Annotated in this window: 19 protein-coding genes and 1 other annotated feature; of the genes, 9 read left to right on the top strand and 10 right to left on the bottom strand. The window is 61.2% G+C overall.

The features are described 5' to 3' along the window. The first annotated feature begins 260 nt into the window (after nucleotides 1–260). Nucleotides 261–1286, top strand: coding sequence for a fatty acid desaturase (locus ACZ2G3_RS17960; RefSeq protein WP_470399896.1), 1026 nt, complete (start codon nucleotides 261–263; stop codon nucleotides 1284–1286). Nucleotides 1287–1384: 98 nt separating this feature from the next. Here the strand turns inward: ACZ2G3_RS17960 and ACZ2G3_RS17965 are convergent, their stop codons facing one another. Continuing rightward, nucleotides 1385–1693, bottom strand: coding sequence for a helix-turn-helix domain-containing protein (locus ACZ2G3_RS17965; protein ID WP_470399897.1), 309 nt, complete (start codon nucleotides 1691–1693; stop codon nucleotides 1385–1387). A gap of 441 nt (nucleotides 1694–2134) precedes the next feature. Here ACZ2G3_RS17965 and ACZ2G3_RS17970 point away from each other — a divergent pair, with 441 nt between their 5' ends. Beyond that, nucleotides 2135–2434, top strand: coding sequence for a hypothetical protein (locus ACZ2G3_RS17970; protein ID WP_470399899.1), 300 nt, complete (start codon nucleotides 2135–2137; stop codon nucleotides 2432–2434). 51 nt (nucleotides 2435–2485) lie between these two features. Further along, on the top strand, nucleotides 2486–5623 hold the full coding sequence (locus tag ACZ2G3_RS17975; RefSeq protein ID WP_470399901.1) for a PAS domain S-box protein: 3138 nt from the start codon (nucleotides 2486–2488) through the stop codon (nucleotides 5621–5623). Nucleotides 5624–5974: 351 nt separating this feature from the next. On the opposite strand, the gene ACZ2G3_RS17980 is transcribed toward ACZ2G3_RS17975, so the two are convergent. Then, nucleotides 5975–6865, bottom strand: coding sequence for a transglutaminase-like domain-containing protein (locus ACZ2G3_RS17980; RefSeq protein WP_470399903.1), 891 nt, complete (start codon nucleotides 6863–6865; stop codon nucleotides 5975–5977). 98 nt (nucleotides 6866–6963) lie between these two features. Between ACZ2G3_RS17980 and ACZ2G3_RS17985 the strand changes: the two genes are divergently transcribed. Then, on the top strand, nucleotides 6964–7860 hold the full coding sequence (locus ACZ2G3_RS17985; RefSeq protein WP_470399905.1) for a transglutaminase family protein: 897 nt from the start codon (nucleotides 6964–6966) through the stop codon (nucleotides 7858–7860). Between the two features lie 83 nt (nucleotides 7861–7943). On the opposite strand, the gene ACZ2G3_RS17990 is transcribed toward ACZ2G3_RS17985, so the two are convergent. Then, entirely contained in the window at nucleotides 7944–8399 is a 456-nt protein-coding gene (locus ACZ2G3_RS17990) for a DUF2934 domain-containing protein (RefSeq protein ID WP_470399907.1), read from the bottom strand. Nucleotides 8400–8508: 109 nt separating this feature from the next. Continuing rightward, entirely contained in the window at nucleotides 8509–8757 is a 249-nt protein-coding gene (locus tag ACZ2G3_RS17995) for a hypothetical protein (RefSeq protein WP_470399909.1), read from the bottom strand. 150 nt (nucleotides 8758–8907) lie between these two features. On the opposite strand from ACZ2G3_RS17995, the gene ACZ2G3_RS18000 reads away from it, so the two are divergent. After that, the gene (locus ACZ2G3_RS18000; protein WP_470399911.1) at nucleotides 8908–9648 is read left to right on the top strand and encodes a Crp/Fnr family transcriptional regulator; all 741 of its coding nucleotides are present in this window, start codon (nucleotides 8908–8910) and stop codon (nucleotides 9646–9648) included. A 55-nt stretch (nucleotides 9649–9703) separates the two neighbouring features. On the opposite strand, the gene ACZ2G3_RS18005 is transcribed toward ACZ2G3_RS18000, so the two are convergent. After that, complete coding sequence (locus tag ACZ2G3_RS18005) at nucleotides 9704–10114, bottom strand: hypothetical protein (RefSeq protein WP_470399913.1); 411 nt, start codon at nucleotides 10112–10114, stop codon at nucleotides 9704–9706. Between the two features lie 732 nt (nucleotides 10115–10846). Between ACZ2G3_RS18005 and ACZ2G3_RS18010 the strand changes: the two genes are divergently transcribed. Then, complete coding sequence (locus tag ACZ2G3_RS18010; RefSeq protein ID WP_470399915.1) at nucleotides 10847–11029, top strand: hypothetical protein; 183 nt, start codon at nucleotides 10847–10849, stop codon at nucleotides 11027–11029. 228 nt (nucleotides 11030–11257) lie between these two features. Here ACZ2G3_RS18010 and ACZ2G3_RS18015 read toward each other — a convergent pair whose 3' ends face one another. Together ACZ2G3_RS18015 and ACZ2G3_RS18020 are read right to left on the bottom strand one after the other, a co-directional pair. Further along, on the bottom strand, nucleotides 11258–11638 hold the full coding sequence (locus ACZ2G3_RS18015; RefSeq protein ID WP_470399917.1) for a hypothetical protein: 381 nt from the start codon (nucleotides 11636–11638) through the stop codon (nucleotides 11258–11260). A 210-nt stretch (nucleotides 11639–11848) separates the two neighbouring features. Then, complete coding sequence (locus ACZ2G3_RS18020) at nucleotides 11849–12904, bottom strand: phasin family protein (protein ID WP_470399918.1); 1056 nt, start codon at nucleotides 12902–12904, stop codon at nucleotides 11849–11851. Between the two features lie 839 nt (nucleotides 12905–13743). Here ACZ2G3_RS18020 and ACZ2G3_RS18025 point away from each other — a divergent pair. Then, nucleotides 13744–14961, top strand: a complete 1218-nt coding sequence (locus ACZ2G3_RS18025; RefSeq protein ID WP_470399920.1) for an MFS transporter — start codon at nucleotides 13744–13746, stop codon at nucleotides 14959–14961. 4 nt (nucleotides 14962–14965) lie between these two features. Here ACZ2G3_RS18025 and ACZ2G3_RS18030 read toward each other — a convergent pair whose 3' ends face one another. The 3 genes from ACZ2G3_RS18030 to ACZ2G3_RS18040 all read right to left on the bottom strand — a co-directional run bounded on the left by ACZ2G3_RS18030 (nucleotide 14966) and on the right by ACZ2G3_RS18040 (nucleotide 18425). Continuing rightward, the gene (locus ACZ2G3_RS18030; RefSeq protein WP_470399921.1) at nucleotides 14966–15979 is read right to left on the bottom strand and encodes an acyltransferase; all 1014 of its coding nucleotides are present in this window, start codon (nucleotides 15977–15979) and stop codon (nucleotides 14966–14968) included. A gap of 80 nt (nucleotides 15980–16059) precedes the next feature. Continuing rightward, nucleotides 16060–16914 carry a universal stress protein gene (locus ACZ2G3_RS18035; RefSeq protein WP_470399923.1) on the bottom strand — a complete coding sequence of 285 codons (855 nt, stop codon included), beginning with the start codon at nucleotides 16912–16914 and terminating at the stop codon, nucleotides 16060–16062. A gap of 14 nt (nucleotides 16915–16928) precedes the next feature. Continuing rightward, the gene (locus ACZ2G3_RS18040; RefSeq protein WP_470399925.1) at nucleotides 16929–18425 is read right to left on the bottom strand and encodes a SulP family inorganic anion transporter; all 1497 of its coding nucleotides are present in this window, start codon (nucleotides 18423–18425) and stop codon (nucleotides 16929–16931) included. A 73-nt stretch (nucleotides 18426–18498) separates the two neighbouring features. Continuing rightward, nucleotides 18499–18554: a sequence feature (sul1 is cis-regulatory element that is thought to sense ions involved in sulfur or methionine metabolism; They are found in Alphaproteobacteria), on the bottom strand. 136 nt (nucleotides 18555–18690) lie between these two features. Here ACZ2G3_RS18040 and ACZ2G3_RS18045 point away from each other — a divergent pair. After that, entirely contained in the window at nucleotides 18691–18873 is a 183-nt protein-coding gene (locus ACZ2G3_RS18045) for a hypothetical protein (RefSeq protein ID WP_470399927.1), read from the top strand. Nucleotides 18874–19134: 261 nt separating this feature from the next. Beyond that, entirely contained in the window at nucleotides 19135–20610 is a 1476-nt protein-coding gene (locus tag ACZ2G3_RS18050) for a phospholipase D-like domain-containing protein (RefSeq protein WP_470399928.1), read from the top strand. Nucleotides 20611–20806 lie beyond the last annotated feature (196 nt).

A 20806-nucleotide genomic window follows, 5' to 3' on the forward strand; every position in this document is an offset into this window, starting at 1 on the left:
GTAGCTTTTAAGGAAAGAGCATCGCGCTGGAGAGGGTGCTGGCAAGCACCCCCTCCAGAAACCTGCTCGCGATGTCTCATGATGCGCTGCCTTCCGACAATCAACACCGGCGCAAAGGGCTTTGACTACGGAACTAATGAGGTCAGCAGAGCATTCAAAAATGTTCTCCCCCTGCATTGCATGCAGGACGCTCATGTCGCTGCCTTCTGGGAAGGCTGTTAACCGCCAGAGTGAGACTGGCCCTTAAGCTATAGGCTTTGATGCTCGACAAGTATCATTCTCCCCGCACATCGCGCGAATGGCTCAGGATACTTGCGCGCTATCGCGAGCCTTCCAACCGCCGGAGCCTTTTTGAACTGGTAGTGACTTTGGTGCCCTTCGTCATCCTGTGGGCTTTGGCTTGGATGGCGCTGTCGGTCAGCTGGGCGCTGACATTGGCTTTAGCCATGTTCAATGGCTTGTTTCTCGTGCGGCTCTTCATCATTCAGCACGACTGCGGGCACGGGGCTTTCCTCACGAACAGGAGTGCGCAGGATTGGCTGGGTCGTCTACTGGGTGTTCTGACCCTCACCCCTTATGCACTCTGGCGACGCACCCATGCGATCCACCATGCTTATCACGGCAACCTTGATCAGCGCGGGATCGGAGACGTGCTGACCCTGACGCTTGATGAATATCAAGCACGTTCACCGAGCGGGCGCTTCAGGTATCGTCTGTATCGTCATCCCGTGGTGTTGTTCGTGCTGGGGCCCAGCTATCTCTTCTTCTTGCAAAACCGCATTCCCATTGGAGCCATGAGATCGGAGCGGCGCTCTTGGATGTCGACAATGGGCACCAACGCGAGCATCGGCGTCATGCTGGGGTTGATCCTGTGGTTCGGAGGCCTTCTGCCTGTGCTGCTGATTTTTCTGCCCACGACGATTGTTGCAGCGACGATTGGGGTCTGGCTGTTTTACGTGCAGCACCAGTTCGAGGAAACGCACTGGTACACAGGCGAGAACTGGCAAATTCATGATGCGGCTCTCGACGGCAGTTCACACTACGTCCTGCCGCAGCCCCTGCGTTGGCTGTCAGGAAACATCGGCATCCACCATGTTCATCATCTTTACTCGCGCATCCCCTTCTACCGCCTGCCCGATGTGATCCGCGACCACCGCGAACTGGCCGAAGCGCAGCGCCTGACCATCCGCGAGAGTCTTGCCGGGATGAACCTCCACCTGTGGGACGCTCATCAAGAGAAGCTGATCTCCTTCACCGAAGCCCGTGCACGGTATCAGTTCGATTGAGGCCAAAAGGAGCTGAACATCGAGAGGCCTTGGTGGTGTGCGCAGGTCGACCGCCAATGCCGCAGGTGTTCAGCTGATAACCGGACCCTCTATCTGCTTCAGATCAGGTTCTGCCTGACCGCCCTCGCGACGGCGTTGAGAGCGTTAGGGGCCCCAAGCTTCTTCTGCGCGCTGTCGAGCCGCTGCTTCAGAGTGGACAGGCTGACCTCCAGCTTCTCGGCGGCCTCCGCTTGACGCGCACCGTCGCGGATGGGAATCAGCGCCTCCAACTCGCTTTCCTTCGATCTCGCAAACATCTTGGCCCAGCCTTCAAGCTTGCTGTGCAGCAACATCATCTCGCCGTCGTCCAACTCGCGATCCGGTCGGGCAACCGACATGAAGGAGCGCTTGCGGTCGATTTTGGTCACGCAATCGGCCTAATCTGTTCCATGGGCGCTGACGTCAGACAATTCACATAGATGATCGGGTTGTCCGGCCGGTGTGGGTCCGTCACCAGCATTGGCATGCGGGTGACAGCGAACGCGGCTGCGAAGGGATTGTCTATTGGGGGCAGAGGAAAGTGCGAAACCCCTCTGGGTGTAGATGCATCTGACAAGTGTATCAGCCTCAAGGTAATCCATCTGCCTATTTAGCTATCGCACAAGGAAATTCGCACCCTCTGAAGCAGACCTTAATTTATTAGTCACATCGATCAGCCATAGAGATCATTCTTTCCAAGCTCTTCGAGGTAGGTGAATGATAACATTCGGCGCGGCATTGATTTACGCTCGTACTGCCGCAAGACTGCCATTTCCCGCATAGAAGACCGATCATACCGCGAGGCGGGCGGCAGCTGTCCGGTGATACTGTTGAAAAACACGCTTCGTTTGATCCCTCGTCGTTCTACCAAAACGAAGTGCTGCGCCTCGTCAGGCCATCATCCCGCCAGTCAGGCTCCTTCAGGGCCTGAAGTGCAAGCCTCGACTTGCTGCCGCTATCTGCATAAATGTGCTGCGACACCGGCAGAGAGTGAACGCAATGAAGATCGGCTGCAGATGAATAACCAAACACTTTCTGCCGCCAAAGACGTTTCTGGCGTGGTCACCGTTGCCTCGCTTATGGAAAAGTTCGACTGGCTCACGTCACCTCTTGGCACGCGTGAAGCCTAGCCGCAGTCGCTGCGCAGTGTCACCGAGCTCATGCTGAGCTCGAAGTTTCCCATGTTTGTGACCTGGGGAGCTGCTCGCTCTTTCATCTACAATGACGCTTATGCGGAGATCCTGGGCTCAAAACACCCGGAAGCCTGGGGCCGGGCAATGGACGAGGTTTGGCGCGAGATCTGGCCTGATGTGGGACCAATGATTGCAGCCGCCCTGGCAGGTGAGGCGATCTTCCATGAGAACCTGCCACTGGCGGTACACCGTAGGGGATACCCGGAGCAGGCATGGTTCACCTTCTCCTACTCTCCGGTGCGGGACGATACCGGCAGCATTGCCGGCGTGTTCTGTTCGGTTGTCGAAACGACCGCCCAGGTCCGGGCCGAACGCGCCCTCGTCGCCAGCGAGGCACGGCTGCGCTTTCTTGACGATCTCAATGCGGCCACCGGCCCATTGAGCGACCCTAATGCCGTCATGACCGTGACCACTCGAATGCTGGGCGAGAACATAGGCGCCTCGGTTTGTGCTTACGCCAGCATGGATGCGGATCAGGACGGCTTCACGATCCGTGGGGATTGGGCCAAGCCAGGGGCAACCAGCATCGTGGGGCACTACAAGCTCGCTGATTTCGGCAGGCTTGCCGTCCACAAGCTGACATCCGGCCAGCCGCTGATCGTTGCGGACAATCTGCAGGAACTGGCTCCGGAAGAGGCTGCCACGTTCCGTAACATCGGGATCGCCGCCACGATTTGCGTGCCTCTGATCAAGGAAGGGCGCCTGACCGCGCTGATGGCGGTCCATGACCGGACGCCGCGGGTTTGGACAGAGGAAGAGCTGAGCCTGATGCACGAGGTGACCGAACGGTCCTGGGCGCATATCGAACGCGTCAACGCCGTTGCGGACCTGAAGGCCAGCGAGACCGCCTTGCGTAAGCTCAACCTTGACCTGGAGCGGCAGGTAAGGGAGCGGACGCTGGCCCGCGGCCGCACCTGGCAGATCACCCCCGATCTGATGGGTGCCTTGAACCCAGCTGGGCGTTTGGAAGCCTTCAACCCTGCCTGGTCCGCACTGCTTGGCTGGTCTGAAGCCGAGCTGGCTGATCTGTCGATCTGGGACATGCTCCATCCCGACGATGTGGAACGGACGCAGCGGAGCTTCGCCCTCACGCAGGCAGGACAGCCCGTCCTTCACTTCCAGAACAGGTTCCGCAGCAAGAACGGGCGCTACCAATGGATATCGTGGGTGGGCGTTCCAGAGGACGGTCTCGTTTACTGCACCGGCCGCGACGTGACAGCCGAACGGGCCCGCGATGCAGAACTTGCGGCGCGTACTGCAGAGCGCGACCAGTTGTGGGAGCTGAGCCCCGACCTGTTGGCGGTGGTCGACTACGCCGGACGGCTGCTCCGGGTGAACCCATCCTGGTCCCGTGTGCTGGGCTATGACGAGGAATGGCTGCTCAGCCGTCCCTATGTGGAGATCCTGCATCCGGAGGAGGTTGGATCTATCGCGGCGCTTCTGGCCGAGATGAAGGAAACGCAGCGTCCTGTGTTGCTGGAGGATCGGCTTCTTGCAGCTGACGGGACATGGCGCACCTTTGTCTGGACCCTGTCACCTGACCCTGGGGGAGACCGCCTTTACGGTGTCGGGCGAGACGTAACGGAGGAGCGGGCGCAGGCAAGGGCGTTTGCCGGCCGCACCGCCGAGCGCGACCAGCTCTGGACACTGTCAGCCGACATGCTGGCCCACGCCGACTATAGCGGGAAGATGCTGGCTGCCAGTCCAGCCTGGACGCGCCTGCTTGGGTTCTCCGAGCACGAACTGCTCAGTACGCCCTACTCGGACCTCATCCACGGTGATGACATCCAAGCGACCTCGGCCGCACTTGTGCGGATGGGCGAGACTGGCCTTTCGGTGCAGTACGAAAACCGCCTGCTCACCAAAGCAGGCGAGTACAAGCCGTTCCAGTGGACCGTTGTGCCCGATCCTGGCGGGATCAGCTTCATTGCCATCGGGCGGGATATGACGGACGCGAAGACGCGCGAGCAAGATCTGCTCCAAGTGCAGTCCGCCCTTCGTCAAAGCCAGAAGCTGGAAGCACTGGGCCAGCTGACAGGCGGGGTCGCGCATGACTTCAACAACCTGCTGACGGCCGTCATGTCCAACCTCGAGCTGCTGGAAAAGCGGATCGGGCATGACGACAGGGCGCACCGGCTGATCCAAGGCGCCATCCAGGGCGCAACGCGCGGCGCGACGCTGACGCAACGGATGCTTGCCTTCGCGCGGCGGCAGGAGTTGACGGTTGAGCCGCACAGCCTGGTTCGCCTTGTGGAACGTGCCGAAGACCTCTTGCGCCGCTCGGTCGGCGACGGCGTGGAATTGAAGTTCAACCTCGCCCAGCCTCTGCCCTTGGCGCTTGTGGACGACAACCAGTTCGACCTGGCCCTGTTGAACCTGGTTCTCAATGCGCGGGACGCGATGCCGAACGGCGGCGTCATCACGGTCAGCGTCGACCAACGCATCCTGCAGGATGATCCGCAAGCACCGCCACGCGGCTATGTCTGCCTGAGCATCGCCGACACCGGAGAGGGAATGGACGCAGAAACGCTTGAGAAGGCGACCCAGCCCTTCTTCACGACCAAGGGCGTCGGCAAGGGAAGCGGGCTCGGTCTGCCCATGATCCACGGCTTGGCGCTGCAGCTGAACGGCAGGCTGCATCTTGCCAGCGAGCTCGGAAAAGGCACGACCGCAGAGCTTTGGCTTCCGGTCACTGAAACAAGCACCATTAGCGGGATCAGCGAGAAACCTGTCAGTGAACCTGCTCAGGACACCGGCAATGGCCGGCCCCTGCGCATCCTGATGGTCGACGACGACCCCCTGATTTCGATGAGCAGCGTCGACATGCTGGAAGACCTCGGCCACGACGTGACGCCCGCCTATTCGGGCGCCAAGGCGCTGCAGATCCTGCAGACAGAGCCGGCCTTCGACCTGCTCATGACCGATTTCTCGATGCCGAAGATGAACGGCGGCCAGCTGGCACATGCCGCACGCAGGCTCTACCCTGACCTCCCGATCCTGCTGGCCACCGGCTATGCGGAGCTTCCCGAGAACGACGTCCTGAAGCTGCCGAGAATATCGAAGCCGTATCATCAACATCAGCTACAAGCTGAAATCGCGAGCGTCATGCGGCGCAAGAGCACCTGATAGCTAGCGATAGTTAAACCTGCGCTGCTCACGTTGCACAGTCACTCGATTCAGAAGGGGACGTTCTGGTTCGGGCGGATCCATTCGACCGTCCCGCGAACCCGGCCGAGGGCGCCGGCCACGTCGCTCACGCAGCAACGGAGGCGATAAGGCTAAACTCATGTCACGAATGCGCAAGTAGCTGATAGGGCGTTGATGATGTGCCCCCCTTATGTGGATCCTCGCAAACCCACTCTGGCACACTGATGGCGTCGGGGGGCGGTTACATCATCAACGCCCAGCTGACGCCTTTTTGGTTCTGCCTCGGATCAGAGGCGTCAGGTGCAAATTGCATCTGACGCATGACCCCGATCAGGAGGAGCCAGCCATGGCAAGGGTGAGGGCCGGCGCCTCCGGGAGCCGCTCAAGCTGGGTCAGCACGGCCGCCTCCGTCGCTCCTTCTGGAAGCTCGTCTGTCCAGACCCGGAGCGTCTCCAACGTGTAGCGTCCAAAGGAGGTGATCATGGCGCCATCCGCCGCGTCGCGGCCACGTACCATCAAGACACGGCCGATCCTCGGAGTGTTGTATCGAGCATCGAAGGTGTACCAGCGGTCCTCGAGATAAACCTCGAACCAGGCACAGAAGTCGCCAGGACCTGACGGGGGAACGCCGATATCGCCTAAGTAGCCGCTGGCATAGCGGGCCGGGATGTTCATCGCGCGGCACAGTGTGATCGCCAGATGCGCAAAATCTCTGCAAACCCCCGTGGCCTCGGACATCGCATGGACCGCCGTCTTCGTAGGGCGGCCGAACTTGTAGCCAAAGGTCAGGTGGTTGTGGACGAAGTTGCTGATCGCCTGCACCCGCGCCCAACCGGGCCGCGTTGTTCCGAAGAGATCCCAAGCCTGCTGCGACAGCACATCGGATTCGCAATAGCGGCTGGCCGTCAGGAAGGGGAGCGTCTCGGGGGGAAGGTGCGCGATCTGGTGCTGGCGGGCGTTCCAATCGAAGACATCAGGCTGCCCGTCAACCTGGATCACGTCATCGGACCACAGCCGTGACCGACCGGCCGGCAGGGCCAGCCGTGCCCGGCGATTGCCGAACGGGTCGATGAACTCTTCCACTGGCATCTGTGGTTCTGTCAGAATTCTGTTCGCGCCGAGGATGCGGCCGGCGACCGAGGGGTGCGGCGACAGCGCAAGGATCAACGGAACCGGGGTCGGGGCGTTGATGACGATTTCAAAGCCGAAACGAATGAGCATTGCGTGCCTCCTTACAAGGGGCGATGGTTGAATGCGGGTACCGCTCGTGTGCAGCCTCCGAGAGAACTGGAACAGTCCATGCAAGGCGAGCAAGCTAGGTGACGACATTCAGTGTCCGGCACCGGACCCGATACTCCTATGACCGACCGGTGAATTTTGGTGTCCACCGCTTGATGATACGTCCCCGGGATGGGCACGACATGCGGCTTCTGACGTCGAGCCTGTCAGTGTCGCCTGCTCCTACTGTCCGATGGGAATATGACACTTTTGGGAACTCCGTAGCTCTGTTGACGTTCCCCAATCCTGCCGATGAACTTGTGATTGCCAGCGAGCTGACGGTGCGCCGCTATGGCTACGATGAGCCAATCAGTCGCCTGGCCCCGCATGCGGGGCCCTACCCATTCCGTTACGGGCGTGACGAACGGGTAGATCTTTCGCCGCTGTTGCGGCGCGGACCCCCATCTGCGCGACCGGCACTTGACAGATGGCTGGCCACTGTCTTGCCAGTTGCCGCGGCAGAAACCATGGCGCTTCTGGACGATCTGGTGCAGGCGATTCATGAAAGATTTACCTATGGTCGTCGAGATGAACAAGGCGTCCAGTCCCCGGCAGAGACGATCCGTCTCGGCAGCGGCACCTGCCGCGACCTTGCAGTTCTTTTCATGGAGGCCGCGCGTGCCCTCGGCTTTGCCGCGCGTTTCGTCAGCGGATATCTCTATGATCCGGCTATAGACCTTGGCCGCAGAACGTTCCCTGATACGGCTGGAGCAGTCACGGGCGGCGGATCGACCCATGCATGGGCGGACGTGTTCGTTCCAGGAATAGGATGGGTGGAATTTGACCCGACGAACCGGATCATTGCTGGAAAAAACCTCATCCGGATCGCTGCCACCCGCACAGCAGCGCAGGCGTTGCCCCTTGTCGGGACTTACGCGGCCACAGGTGCCCGCTCCCTCGGAATGGACGTTCAGGTCGAAGTTTCCAAGGAAGACTGAAGTACGCCCCTGTCTTACGTCTGAGCAAGAAAAACTGGAAAATAGAACTCACGATGATGGTCGCCGCGGCCGCGGACCATCCTTCAGCGCGACTCGAACTTCCGCGTCTGGTTCCAGTCGGCATCCGCGGCGCCTTCCGGACTGCCCTCTTGCTGCCACAGAACGTAGGCCCGGCCGCGCAGGTGTTCGTCGAGGGCGCGGTGCCAGAACTCGTCCGCGCTTCCATCGGGTCGCCCCTCCTGTTCCCAAAGACCGTAGGCGCGCTCGCGGACCAGTTGCTCCAGCCCGAGCTTTGTTTCGGACATCGTGCCAATCTTGTCGCCGGAAGGCTGCAGGCGGCCGCCCCGGCTTTGGTGCATCCGCGCGCTCAGGCCCGCCAGGTCGGAGTCAGGGACAAGTTGCCCATGAGCGGCGGCCTCCAAGGCTTTGGCCAGGAACTCGTGATCCTCGCGGCTTCCCTGCTGGCCGCCGAGCGTGACAGGATAGGTGTGCAGGACTTGACCATTGCGGCCGACGATATCCACAAGACGTTCTTCCATGGTGCTTCCTTTCAGGGAATGGCGGGTACTGGGTCGCCGGCGCCTTCATTGGCACCAACAGCTTCATCGACCGGTCAGAATGGGGCCGCTGACCTTTGCTGTTGCAGGCTCAGCGCCTGCTGCCCGAGGTTCCACCCAGGGTGATGCGGTTGATCAAAGTGGCCGCGGCTTCGTGCAATGTCACGTTCCTGGCTTCCGCACCTGTGATCCGGGCGGCGTTTTCATGAGTTGCGGCCGCATCCCTGAGTAGGCCGATAATCTCGGTTTCCGGAAGCAGCTTGTGATCGTAAATCGCCAGAAGCAGCGCCTCGCAGATCGACAGTGCCGCGAGGCCTGAAGGCTTGTCTTGCAGGGTCATCTGTCGGATCCTTCACACGGGGGACTGTCGCAGGCTACTGTGAGCCGGTGCTTCCAATCACTCTGCCCGAACATGTGGCGGCCCCGACTGATCGAAAGCAGCCTTTGCGCAATCATCTGCCCCAATGCTGATGTTTCTCAGGAGGACACCATGGATGCTCAGCATGGAAATCCCCTGAGCCGGAAGCTCGCGGCCTTTGTGGCGCTTTCTGAAGACGAGCTTACCATACTTTCTGGCCTGCATCAGCGCAGAAGGCGCTTCGTGGCAGGGCGGGATCTGGTACACCAAGGTCAGTCAAAGCACGCGGCCTACATCCTCGCTTCGGGCTGGGTTTGCTCCTACAAGATCCAGGCGGACGGCTCGCGCCAGATCATCGACTTTCAGATACCGGGTGATTTTCTGGGACTGCGCAGCGTGCTGCTGCGGACGTCGGATCACAGCTTCGAGCCTGTGGGCGATATCGAGGCGGCGGAGGTGTCGGCAAGCGATCTGATCAGCGCATTTGAGCGGGCGCCTCGGCTGGCAGCGGCAGTTCTTTGGGCGGCGTCCCGTGATGAAGCGATGTTAGTCGAGCACCTTGTAGGCATCGGTCGCCGCGCCGCCGACGCTCGCGTCGCGCATTTCCTGCTAGAGTTGGGCTCCAGGCTGGCGCTGGTCGGTCTCGGAAGTCGAGAAGGCTATGGCTGTCCGCTGACCCAGTATCATCTGGCAGACGCGCTTGGGCTGAGCGCGGTTCACGTGAACCGGGTGCTGCGGTTCCTGCGCGAAGAAGGTCTTGCGACCTTCCGCGACAACAAGGTCACGTTCCAAGACTACGGCCGCCTTGCAAGCCTTGCAGGTTTCGATGACGCCTATCTGGATCAAAGCTTGCCGCTGTTGCGGCAGCCGTGACACGGCCGGCACCCGGCCGGCGGGCTTGTCCAGCATCAAGTGTTCAGCAGAGCGTCTAGTGCGGCAGAGGCGACATCAGCGTGTTGATCCACTGCTCGATCCGCTCCTGAGCCGTCCGGACCTCCTGCAACTGCGTCGTCGCCCCGGTGCCGGTCCCGCTGTTTCCGTCTGCGGACGGCGCAACTTCAACTCCGGCAGCGCGGACTGCCAGTTCTGCATCATGCTCCAGCGCCACCTGCACGTCTGCCCGTGTCGTGGACCGCATCTCCTTGGGCCCCGACCCAAGACTTGGGCCGAAGATCAGCAGAAAAGCTGCCGTTTCGCGGAATGCTGGGAAACTGAGGCCGTCAAGCAGCTCCTCTTCAACCAGAAGCTCGTATTGCCCGGCAGGAAACTCTTCTGGTGATCCAGGAAGAACAAACGGGTGCTTGAAGACGACAAGTGACGTAGAAGATCGCGTGTTCATCCTGTTCTCCTTGACGAATGGCTCTATCGGCGGCATGCGGGAAGAACCCGCACCAGGCGCAGAGACACTTTGGGCCGCGGTTGGCTGCGTTGAAAAAGCTGATGCGACGGTCGAGCGGCCGTGGCCGCACAAGCCTCACCCCACCTACTCAGGACTTGCACCAACCTCTCGCTGAACGGAAGCTGGCTCTTGTTACCACGGTTTCGACGCCCAAGGGCTGATGTGGATCAGCAGCGTCACTGGTGGCAACAATGGATGCCGAACGAAAGAGAAGACGTAACTGGTGTGAAAGCGATGCCTTGTGCCCCATTTATGTCATGCGGGCAGGAATTCCCTGCCTGCAAACTGGAGGACCCGCTGATGGGTGCCGAAAAGACAACTCTCGATAATTACGTTCGAACCGCAAAGCGATCCGCTCCGCAAGGAGAGCCGTGCAAGGATCAGCCAAAGAGCGGCAAGCTCCAACGGGCCGCGGATGACGCCAAAGCAAAAGTCGACATGCAGTCCGAAGGGGGTCCGCAGGAGACAAGCCCCCTTGAAGGTTAAGCGCGCTCGTCATCATGAAGCGGCGGAAGCCCTGCCGCTTTTCATGTTGCCATTGCTGATGTCGGCACGCAGCGCTACTGAGCGCATGCAGCACAGAGCCGCCCGAACGGCGCCGACTTGTTTTGGTAAGGCAACTTCGACACCACGCAATCCGGATGCGGGTGAGCAAGAATAGGAAGCACTGCAATGAGCGAGAGCCACAGCCGGCAGCGTCAACAGGCAGAGGACGCCTTCAACAAGACCCAGGCCCCCCGCACCGCGCGCGACCGCGCCTTTGGCGAGATCGAGGCCAGAAAGGCAGCTACAGAAGAGAAAACTTCGAGACTGCGAAAGGCTCGTCTGGCAAAGGAAGCGCATGGCAAGGCCTAGGATGCCAGTAAACCTGCAACCAAGCGAAACAAAAAGCGCCAGGTTCTGTAGGAGTTTGAAGACCTAACCCGGGAGCACACACGGTCTTTGTAACTTATGAGTGTTAAAGCGCATGCCCGGAGCCTTGCAGTCCCATTGCTACTTGACCACTCTGCTGAGCCATGGCTCTCTCGATCCTTGCCTTGCCACAGGCCGGGACGGGCCCAGTTGCTAGACAGACTGACCTTGCTAACTTAAACGTTTTGCATTGGCTGTGGCCTGCTTGTGAACCGGCGCCAAGGCCAAGCCGCCTGCATCCATGCTTCGGGTAATCATGCGGGTTCCGTGTGCCAACCAAGCCTCGCCAAAGTCCGATAGACCACGCGCGCTAACGAGGCGGCCGGAAAACAGCAGGCTGCCCAAGTGCTTTGTTCGGTCGGAAGTTTCGGCCAGCATCGTCGCCCATTGCGCCAGAAGCGCCTGGTTGACCTGCGACATAGCTATCAGCTTCTCCTGCACCATGCCGCCGATCTCCGCATAGTCGGCTTTGGCAGGGCAACTGGCCGCCTTGCCCATGATCGTCAGGCGCGCGCCTATGACGCTGCCGGAGGCCGCCATCATCTCATTCATCTGAAGACTTGTTGTCACCATGGTAGAGCTGGCCTTTGCCAACTCGGCCCAAGCGTTTGTACTGGCTATGATCAACGTAATTATCCTTGCAACATTGGGAAACAAGAGGCGCGCGCGGCACCCTGCGGCGCTGCCCGCCCCTTGCAGTGCCGGTATATATCGCGCCGCTGCGGGGACGCAGCGACGCTCTTTGCGCCGGAAGGTTCGGCCTTATGCCGTTTCGCTGATGCGCGCCTGAAGCGGGCTCAGCGCCTGTTCCGAGCTACGCTGCGCGATCTGGAGCATGGCCGAACGGCGCTCCATCCAGTTGTGCATGGCATTGACGACGAACTCCCGCTGAAGCACTGCAACATCCTTCACCGACTTGGCGTGAAGCAGCTTCTGTGATGCGTCTGCTTGGGCGCGAGTGGTCTTCTGGAACCAGTCGGACCAGGCAGAGGTCACATCGGACACGGCTTGCGTCGTGGCAGAAGACGAATTCGTCACCACCTGCAGGTCCGCAGCCAGCGTCCGTGCTGCCTCGCTGTAGATCGTCAGCGCTTCACGGCTGTCCGAGGCAGCCTGCTGCGTCCGTTCTGTCAGCGTCTCGGTCAGCTGGCGCGCCTCGTCCTGCATTGCGGCCGCGCCGCGCTGCATTGTCTTGGCCACCTTCTCGGTCCCCTCCCGTGCGGCTCGCTCCGCCTCTTTCCGAACCCTCGCCGCCGCACGCTCGGCCCGTGCAGCTTCCTCGGCCGCCTCTTCCTGGCGCTCGGCTTCAGCCCGCTCCTCGCGCTTGGCTTTTCGTGCCGCTGCGCGCTCGTCCGCTACGGCTTGCTCTGCCTCCTCGGCCTCGCGTTTGGCCTGTGCGCGCTCTTCGCGCTTCTCGTCGCGCTTGGCGGTTTCGGCCTCTTCGACGGCACCCTCCATGGCGGCAGCAACGGAAGCGGCCTCCTCGTTGCTCAGCACCTTCAGAGCAGCCGGAAGCAGGTTCTTGCGCTCGCTCTGGACGAGCTGCTGGAAGTTCTTGTTCAGATCCGTGACGGCGGCGAGGAACGCATCCTGGTCCTTCGGCACGCCAGACAGCTTGTCCAACGAAGCCCGGAGGTCCTTGTTGCCCTTCAGGGCATTTGCGGCCATCTCCTTGGTCTCGTCCTGCTTGCGAAGCAGCGGAAGAAGGTGCGCTTCCGCGACATCAAAGTAGCGGGTCAGCTCGTCATTCAGCTCTGCAAGCAGGTTCTCACGGCTCTTCACGGCTTGGTTGGAGGTGGCGGCCAGCTTGGTGAGCAAGGTCGCGGCATTTTCCGAGGAGGCGTGGACGGTTTGGCGGAGGGTCATAGGATAAAATTCCAGGCGCTCTCCTGAACCCGAAGCCCGCCACAAAGACCCCCACCGAAGTGCAGGAGCATCGCATCCAGGTCGTTCAAGGAAGCTCGCGCGAGATCATCCGAAAAGGATTTTGCGAATGTCTTGCTGCAATGCAACATAAGCAGGAACGCGAGGATTATAAGGAGCGATCCGGGGCACATGATTCAAGCGCTTGGTTTTCCGTAGCAAAATGCTGCATTGCAGCAAAGACGTTCTGCCGGGGCAAGGCAATAGTGCGTCCCTCAAGACAAACTGGTTTTTCTTCCGTCGGCCTACCAGCTCATCGAACTCGGGCCAGTCCTGGAGATGCGCTGTCAGAAAAACCAGCGGCTTTTTTGCAGCGGCCTGTCAATATCAGCTTCCTGATCCCTGCCCTCGTATGCTGGACACGGCACGAACTGCACAAAAGATGGTCCGGCTCCGGTTGCTGATGGAGACCATAAAAATCAGTCCTTGCGAGACGCACGTCACGGTGCTGGAGCAGCAATGGAGGCGATAAGGCCGATTTATGTCACAACTGTAATGTGGTCCCGATGCACAGAATTATTGGACGTCTAGCTAGGCGCCGTCCGTGCTTCCCAAGGCATCGACGCGAAGAGCCCATTGCCGTCAGTCGGAAGCCTTGAGGGCGACGCCCAAACCTGTCTTTCGTGCGGGTTGCAGCATCTCCCTCACGTTGCCTCCTGCGGCATCCTGTGCCAGATGAGCTTCATTGCAGCCTGTGCAAAAGGCCGCTCTCTCTCGGCCTCGGTGGATTCCCCATGATCGAATTTCTTCGAAGCAATATTCGCTGGCTCTGCGCCGGCCTGCTTCTGACCTTCACGTCCGCCTTCGGGCAAACATGGTTCATCTCGCTTTTCGCAATGTTCATCAAGGAGCGCCACGGGCTCACGGATGGCAGCTGGGGCAGTCTCTATACTATTGCCACCTTGTCGGCAGCGGCGATGATGTTCTGGCGCGGCTCCCTTGCAGACAGTGTGCCGCTGTCGCGTCTTGCGCCTGCGGTGGCGCTGATCTTCGCGGCCGCCGCCGTTGGCATGGCCTGGTCACCCTCGCTGCTGATCCTTGGCATTGCCCTGTTCCTGCTGCGTTTCTGCGGTCAGGGCATGTTCAGCCACATTGCCATGACTGCCATGGGACGCTGGTTCGAGGCACGGCGCGGACAGGCGGTCTCGATCACCAACCTGGGGCATCCGGCGGGCGAGATTTTGGTGCCCTTGCTGGTGGTCGTGCTGATCGGCACCATCGGCTGGCAGAGCACCTGGTTGATCGCGGCAGCAGTTCTATGTCTCGTGGTGGCGCCACTTCTGGCCGTGTTGCTGTCCGAGGACCGCGCTCCTGTGGCCCATGCAGTCCAGGGGGTCCGGCCGGGGCTGATGGGACGGCAATGGCGGCGGCGAGACGCAGCGCGGCACTGGCTCTTGCCTGCCCTGCTGCCGGTGCTGCTGACGCCCGGCTTCATCGCCACCGTGATCTTCTTTCATCAGGCCCATGTGGCGCAGGTCAAGGGCTGGACGCTGGCCGAAATGGCTCCGGGCTATACCGCTTTCGGCCTGTCGACCGTGACTGCCGCCTTTGCGTCAGGATGGGCGGCAGACCGGTTCGGCGCCATCCGACTGCTTCCGATGCTGCTGCTGCCCATGGGGGTCGGCGTCAGCCTGATCGGACCGGCCGAGAGCGTGGCCGGATGGTACCTGGCGCTGGCAGTTGTCGGGGTAACCCAAGGCATGGCAGGATCCCTTTGGGGCGTCCTGTTCCCCGTTCTCTACGGGACGGCGCATCTGGGGGCGATCCGGTCCCTGGCGACCACGATCATGGTCATCTCCACCGCGATCGGACCCGGCCTGACCGGCATCCTGATCGATGCCGGCGTGGACTTTCCAACGCAGAGCCTGTTTCTCGGCCTGTGGTGCGCGGCAATGGTGGTCCTGTGCCGGATCATCGCCGCGCGGGTCAGGTCTGATCTGGCACCCTGCTGAGGGGTCATCTTGTCGGCATCGTCATGGGTGATCCTCGTCCTGGGGCAGGAAGAACAAAGAGCCACTTGAGGAGCGCCCACTTCTCCATGCCTGCGGCCAAAGCCCACCCCCCGACCAGACTGACCGCGACAGATGCTGTCGCCGTGAAGGCGTAGCTCGTTATTCCTGCCCGCTGAGCAAGTCTCGCGACGACGATGATGAAGATGGCGTGGCTGACATAGAACACGATCGACCTCTGCCCGATCCAGATCAAGGGACGAAAGACCTCCAGCTTCTCCAGTCTCTGTGCCAGGGCCGAGAAGAACAGGAAGCCTGCAAGGGAAAGGGCCACCCAATAGGGCCCGAAGTTCAGGTCATGGCGCACCGTCATGAAGGCCGCTCCCGCCACGACGGGCGTGAGAAGCCAGATCAAGGGGGATCTCAGGATGTTTCCAAGGCGGGCGGCATGGCTGGACAGGGCGCTGCCGAGGAAAAACAGCGACATGAGGAAGAGGATCCGTTCGGAGTATTTCTCTCCCTCCGGCGCGATGACGGAGAGCGCGAAGGCAACAGCGGCAATGACGAAGGGGTCCACCGGGCGGAGCGGCCTGGCAACGAGGTAGTAGACGAAGATGAAGGCCAGGAACCACAGATGACTGCTGCCGATGTAGAGCTGGCTCAGTTCATAAGGGCTGCTGAAGTCCAGTCCCGTCACCATAGCGTAGATTGTCGACCAGACCAGGAACGGCCAAAGGATTGCACGCACTTTTCCCGAGAAGTAGGCGGGCGCAGGTTTCGCCAGTGACTTCGGCAAAAGCATGCCGGACAACAGGATCAGGATCGGCATCCGGAAAAGGGTGAGCGTTTCGTTGAGGTTCCGCCAGAGCCTGGCAGGCTCGAAGTCGTAGCGCTCGATGAAGGTCACGGAATGTACCGTGATCACGGCCAAGATGGCTGCGCCGCGGACGATGTCCATCCAGAAAAGGCGAGAGGCCTCCTTTGGCCCCTGAGGTGCGGAGGAAGCAACGGCTTTGGTCATTGTCCAGTTTTTCCCTGCGATCGTGCCAGTAGCGTTCTCGCGCCCTCAGCCGGGCGCGGCTGCCTTTGTGCCTGTGAAGCTCACCGATAAAGCAGGACGGGGATCTTGACGGCCTGCACGGCCGCGGTGGTTGTCGAGCCGATGATCAGGCTGCGAATGCGCGAATGGCCGTAAGCACCCATGACCAGAAGATCGAAGCCTTCCGAGGCGACGACGGATTGCAGCGCCTCGTCGGGGTCGCCCCTGACGGTGCGGACCTCGGCCATCAGGCCGGCCGCGCTCAGCACCATCGAAGCGTCATCAAGTTTCGATCCGATCGGCCCGCTGCCGTTGTCGGCGTGAAGAAGCGTGATCTCCACCCCGCCAAAGACAGCGCTTTTCGACATCTTGTCGATGGCCTTCATTGCCGAGGGGCTGCCGTCAAAAGCGACCAGCACCTTGCCGATGGGCCTGAAGACGCGCGAGGCGACGAAGACCGGCACCTTCGACGCACGCACGATCCATTCCAGGTTCGACCCCAGGTGACCCGTCGCGAATTCGGCGCCCTCGCCGCGCTTGCCGATGACGATGGCGCGCAGGTCAGGCTCGACCTCCCGCACCGCTTCAAGGATGTCGCCCTTTCGCAGGTGCGGGACGACAGGTCCGACGCCGTCAGCCTGCAGGATCTTCTGCGCATCCTCCAGGATCGCGCGGCCCTTGGCCTGTGCCAGGCGAGCGCGGCTTTCGTCTGCGGCCGCCAGTTCCGCCAGCAGCGCGCTGCGGGCTCCAAGCGTCAGTGCCCCGGAAAGGTTCTGCGTGCCCCCGCCTTCGCGGCGGCCCAGGACATGCATGACATCAACGCTGGCGTTCAGTCGGCCGGCGATCCAGGCGGTGTGGTGGCAGACGCTTTCGGAATAAACCGAGCCGTCCACCAAGGCGAGTATCTTGTTGGTCATCGTCTTCCCCTCCCTCAATGTGCCATGAGCTTGTCGAGCGCGCCGGGCTTGTCATGGATGGCAAGCCTGTCGACCAGCGTCTCGGATGCCTCGTTCATGCCCACCAGCTGCACCTCGGCCCCGTCGCGACGGAACTTCAGGATCGCCATGTCCAGCGCCTGGACCGAACTGATGTCCCAGATATGCGCCCGGCTCACATCGATGATCACGCTGTCGACCGCCTCGCGGAAGTCGAAGGCTTCGGCGAAATCCTCGGCCGAACCGTAGAACAGCTGCCCCTCGAGGGTGTAGGTGCGGGTGCGCCCATCTTCCGAAAGGGCGGAGCGGATGCGGAACAGCTGCGCGATCTTGGCCGCAAAGAAGATCCCCGAGAGCATAACGCCCACCAGCACGCCGATGGCGAGGTTGTGGGTGTAGACGACCGTCACCACCGTCGCCAGCATCACGATCGACGATGACCGCGGGTGCGTCTTCAGGTTCCTGATGGAAGACCAGGAGAACGTGCCGATCGACACCATGATCATGATGGCAACCAGCGCCGGCATCGGGATGATGGCAACAAGACCTCCAAGTCCCACGACAAGGATCAGAAGAACGACGCCAGCAGTGAAAGCCGACAACCTCCCCCGCCCGCCGGATTTGACGTTGATGATCGACTGGCCGATCATTGCGCAGCCTGCCATGCCGCCGATGAAGCCGGTGGCGGTGTTGGCGATGCCCTGGCCAATGCACTCCTGGTTGCGGTTCGACTTCGTGTCAGTCAGGTCATCGACGATATTCTGCGTCATCAGGCTCTCCAGCAGCCCCACCACTGCAACGGCGGCGGCGTAGGGAAAGATGATCAACAGCGTCTGGAGGGTCAGTGGAATGTCTGGAATGAGGAACACGGGCAGCGTATCGGGCAGTGCACCCATGTCACCCACGGTGCGCACGTCCCAGCCCATCATCCAGACCAGTGCCGTCAGCACGACGATCGTGACCAGCGGAGAGGGGATTGTGGTGGTCAGGCGCGGGAACAGGTAGATGATGGCAAGACCTGCTGCCACCAGCACCCAGGTCAACCAGGTAACGCCAGGCAGGGACAGGTCCAGTTCAGGCAGTTGCGCCATGAAGATCAGGATCGCCAGCGCGTTCACAAAACCGATCATGACGGATTTGGAAACATAGCGCATGAACCGGCCGAGCTTCAGCAAGCCCGCCCCGATCTGGAGCAGGCCGGCCAGCACGGTCGCGGCCAGCAGATATTCCAGCCCATGATCGCGCACCAGCGTGATCATCAGAACGGCTGTGGCCGCTGTCGCGGCCGAGATCATGCCGGGCCGGCCGCCTACAAAGGCAATCAGGACGGCGATCGAAAAGCTGGCGTAGAGCCCGACCTTGGGGTCCACCCCGGCGATGATTGAAAAGGCGATGGCTTCGGGGATCAGGGCAAGCGCCACGACGACCCCCGCGAGCACGTCGCCGCGGATATTACCGAACCATTGGTTCCGGTAGTCGGACAGTGAGATCATAAGCATCCATACCCTGCAGCGGTTGGTCTTTCTCAAGACGGTCCGGCATTGCTTGTGTCAGGGTTTTTCAAAGGATTGTCCGGCGGATCAGCGGCCGGAAGAGCCACCCGGGCTTTCACCGGGTCCTTGCGCTTGAACGGCTCATAGTCGGAAAGCCAGCAAAGATCAACTGCTGCGCTCCTCCTCGTCCTGGACAGGTCACTCTGCCGGCTGACTGCCGCTTATCAGGATATGGACGGGTGCCGTAACATCAGTTTTCTCGGTCTTGGCTTCGGCCGTTCTGGTGGCGTTGCTCCTGCTCGGCTGGTTGCTCGGCTGGTTTGCCGACGATGTCGAGGAGACGGAAGTGGCCGATCCCGTGGTGATCGAGGAGCCTGTCGCAACAGACCCGGTTATCACCGAACCTGCGGGCACTGTCGGCACGGAAGTGCCCGCCGCAGTGGAGTAAGCGCCAGCCAGACCACAACTGACCCGCAGTCCGGATTGGGTCTGCGGGTTTCTTACGTAAAGTCCGCCTTGTCTTGCCCTGTCTGCCGCGCTCTACGCTCATGTCGAGGTCGGGGCGCGGCTAGTCTTGAGACGCGGCCGGTTTTGCACAGAAGGATATCTGCCCGTAAGGATGGCACGTGGTGATCGACCAGAGACTCGATTGGCGATCCGAAGAAGAGTAACCAGCTTTTGGGCACTGCGGATGCCCGCAGGAGCTTACATGGTCGATACAACAGCGCGGATCCTTCAGCCCAGCAAGACATGCTGGAAGATTGCTCGTGCCGACCGGATGGCCGTGATCATCGATGCGGCAGACTACTTTGCCACGGTACATGCGGCCATCCAGAAGGCCCGACACAGCGTCATGCTGATCGGTTGGGACTTTGACACGCGCATTGCGCTTAACCGTCCGGCAGAGGATTCTGACGTTCCCAATAAGCTGGGCAAGTTCCTGACATGGGCGGTCGAGCAGCGCCCCGAGCTGCAGATCCACGTCCTGCGCTGGAACCTGGGGGCGATCAATGCGCTTGGCAGGGGCACGACGCCCTTGGTCATCCTGAACTGGATGACCGACGATCGCATCCACTTCAAGCTGGACAGCGCGCACCCTGCCGGATCGGCTCATCACCAGAAGATCGTGGTCATCGACGACGCACTGGCCTTCTGCGGCGGCATCGACATCACAGGCGACCGATGGGACACGCGGGATCATCTGGATGACGATCCTCTGCGTGTCCGACCCACGACGAAGCGGTCCTACGGCCCTTGGCATGATGCCTCGACCGTTGTGGACGGCGAGGCGGCGCGTGCTTTGGGGGAACTGGCGAGGGACCGGTGGAGACGCGCCACCGGAGAGGCACTTGACGCTCCACCGCAGACGGCCGCCGTTTGGCCGGAAGGGCTTACCCCGTCCTTTCGCGATGTGGATGTGGCCGTGGCCCGCACGGCCCCGGAATACGACGAGCGTTCAGCCGTCCATGAGATCGAGGCGCTCTATCTGGCCGCCATCGCCGCAACCAAGCGCACGCTCTACATTGAGAGCCAGTATTTTGCCTCTCGCAAGATCGCCGAAGCCATGGCCGCGCGCCTGTCGGAGGCGGAAGGGCCAGAAATCATCGTGATCAACCCTGAAACGGCCGATGGTTGGCTGGAGGAGGAGGTCATGGGATCCTCCAGAGCTATCCTCCTCGACCTGATCAGGAAAGCCGACAGGCATGGGCGGTTCCGCCTTTACACGCCTGTCACGAAGCTCGGAAAGCCGATCTATGTTCACGCCAAGGTCATGGTGGTAGATGACTGCCTTCTGAAGGTGGGATCTTCCAACCTCAACAACCGCTCCCTTGGCTTTGACACGGAATGCGACCTGGCCCTGGAGGCTTCTCCCGATGAAAGCCACAATCGCGGACTGCGCCAGTCGATCATTGGCTTGCGGAATGACCTTGTGGCCGAGCACCTTGGGGTTGCCAATGCTGTTCTGGAACAGTGCCTTGATCAGAAGAATGGCTCCCTGGTGGAGGCGATCGAGGCCCTGAGGTCGACAGAGCGCACCCTTGTCCCTTTCGAGGCACGGGAACTGACTGACCTCGAAGCGGCTCTGCTTGAAGAGAGCCGGCTTCTCGATCCCGAACGCCCGTCCAGCCGCTGGCAGAGCCTGCATCGCGGCCTAAGCAGCCTCGTTCCCGGCACGGGGGACTGATTAGCCTTCCTCTGCCCACGACGCCAGCCGGGCAGCCGCCGCGCCTTCTCCCCTGCCCCCACTTCCTGACCGGTAGCTTGAAAAGAGCAGCGGAAGCTGCAGGCTTGGAATGACAATGCCGCTCTGATCGCCCCTTCCCATAAGGGGAACCGGCTTCCGGCGCGGCCCGTTTGCTGATTGTTGCAGGTCGATGTGC

This window comes from Paracoccus sp. KKT209, from assembly GCF_055635455.1.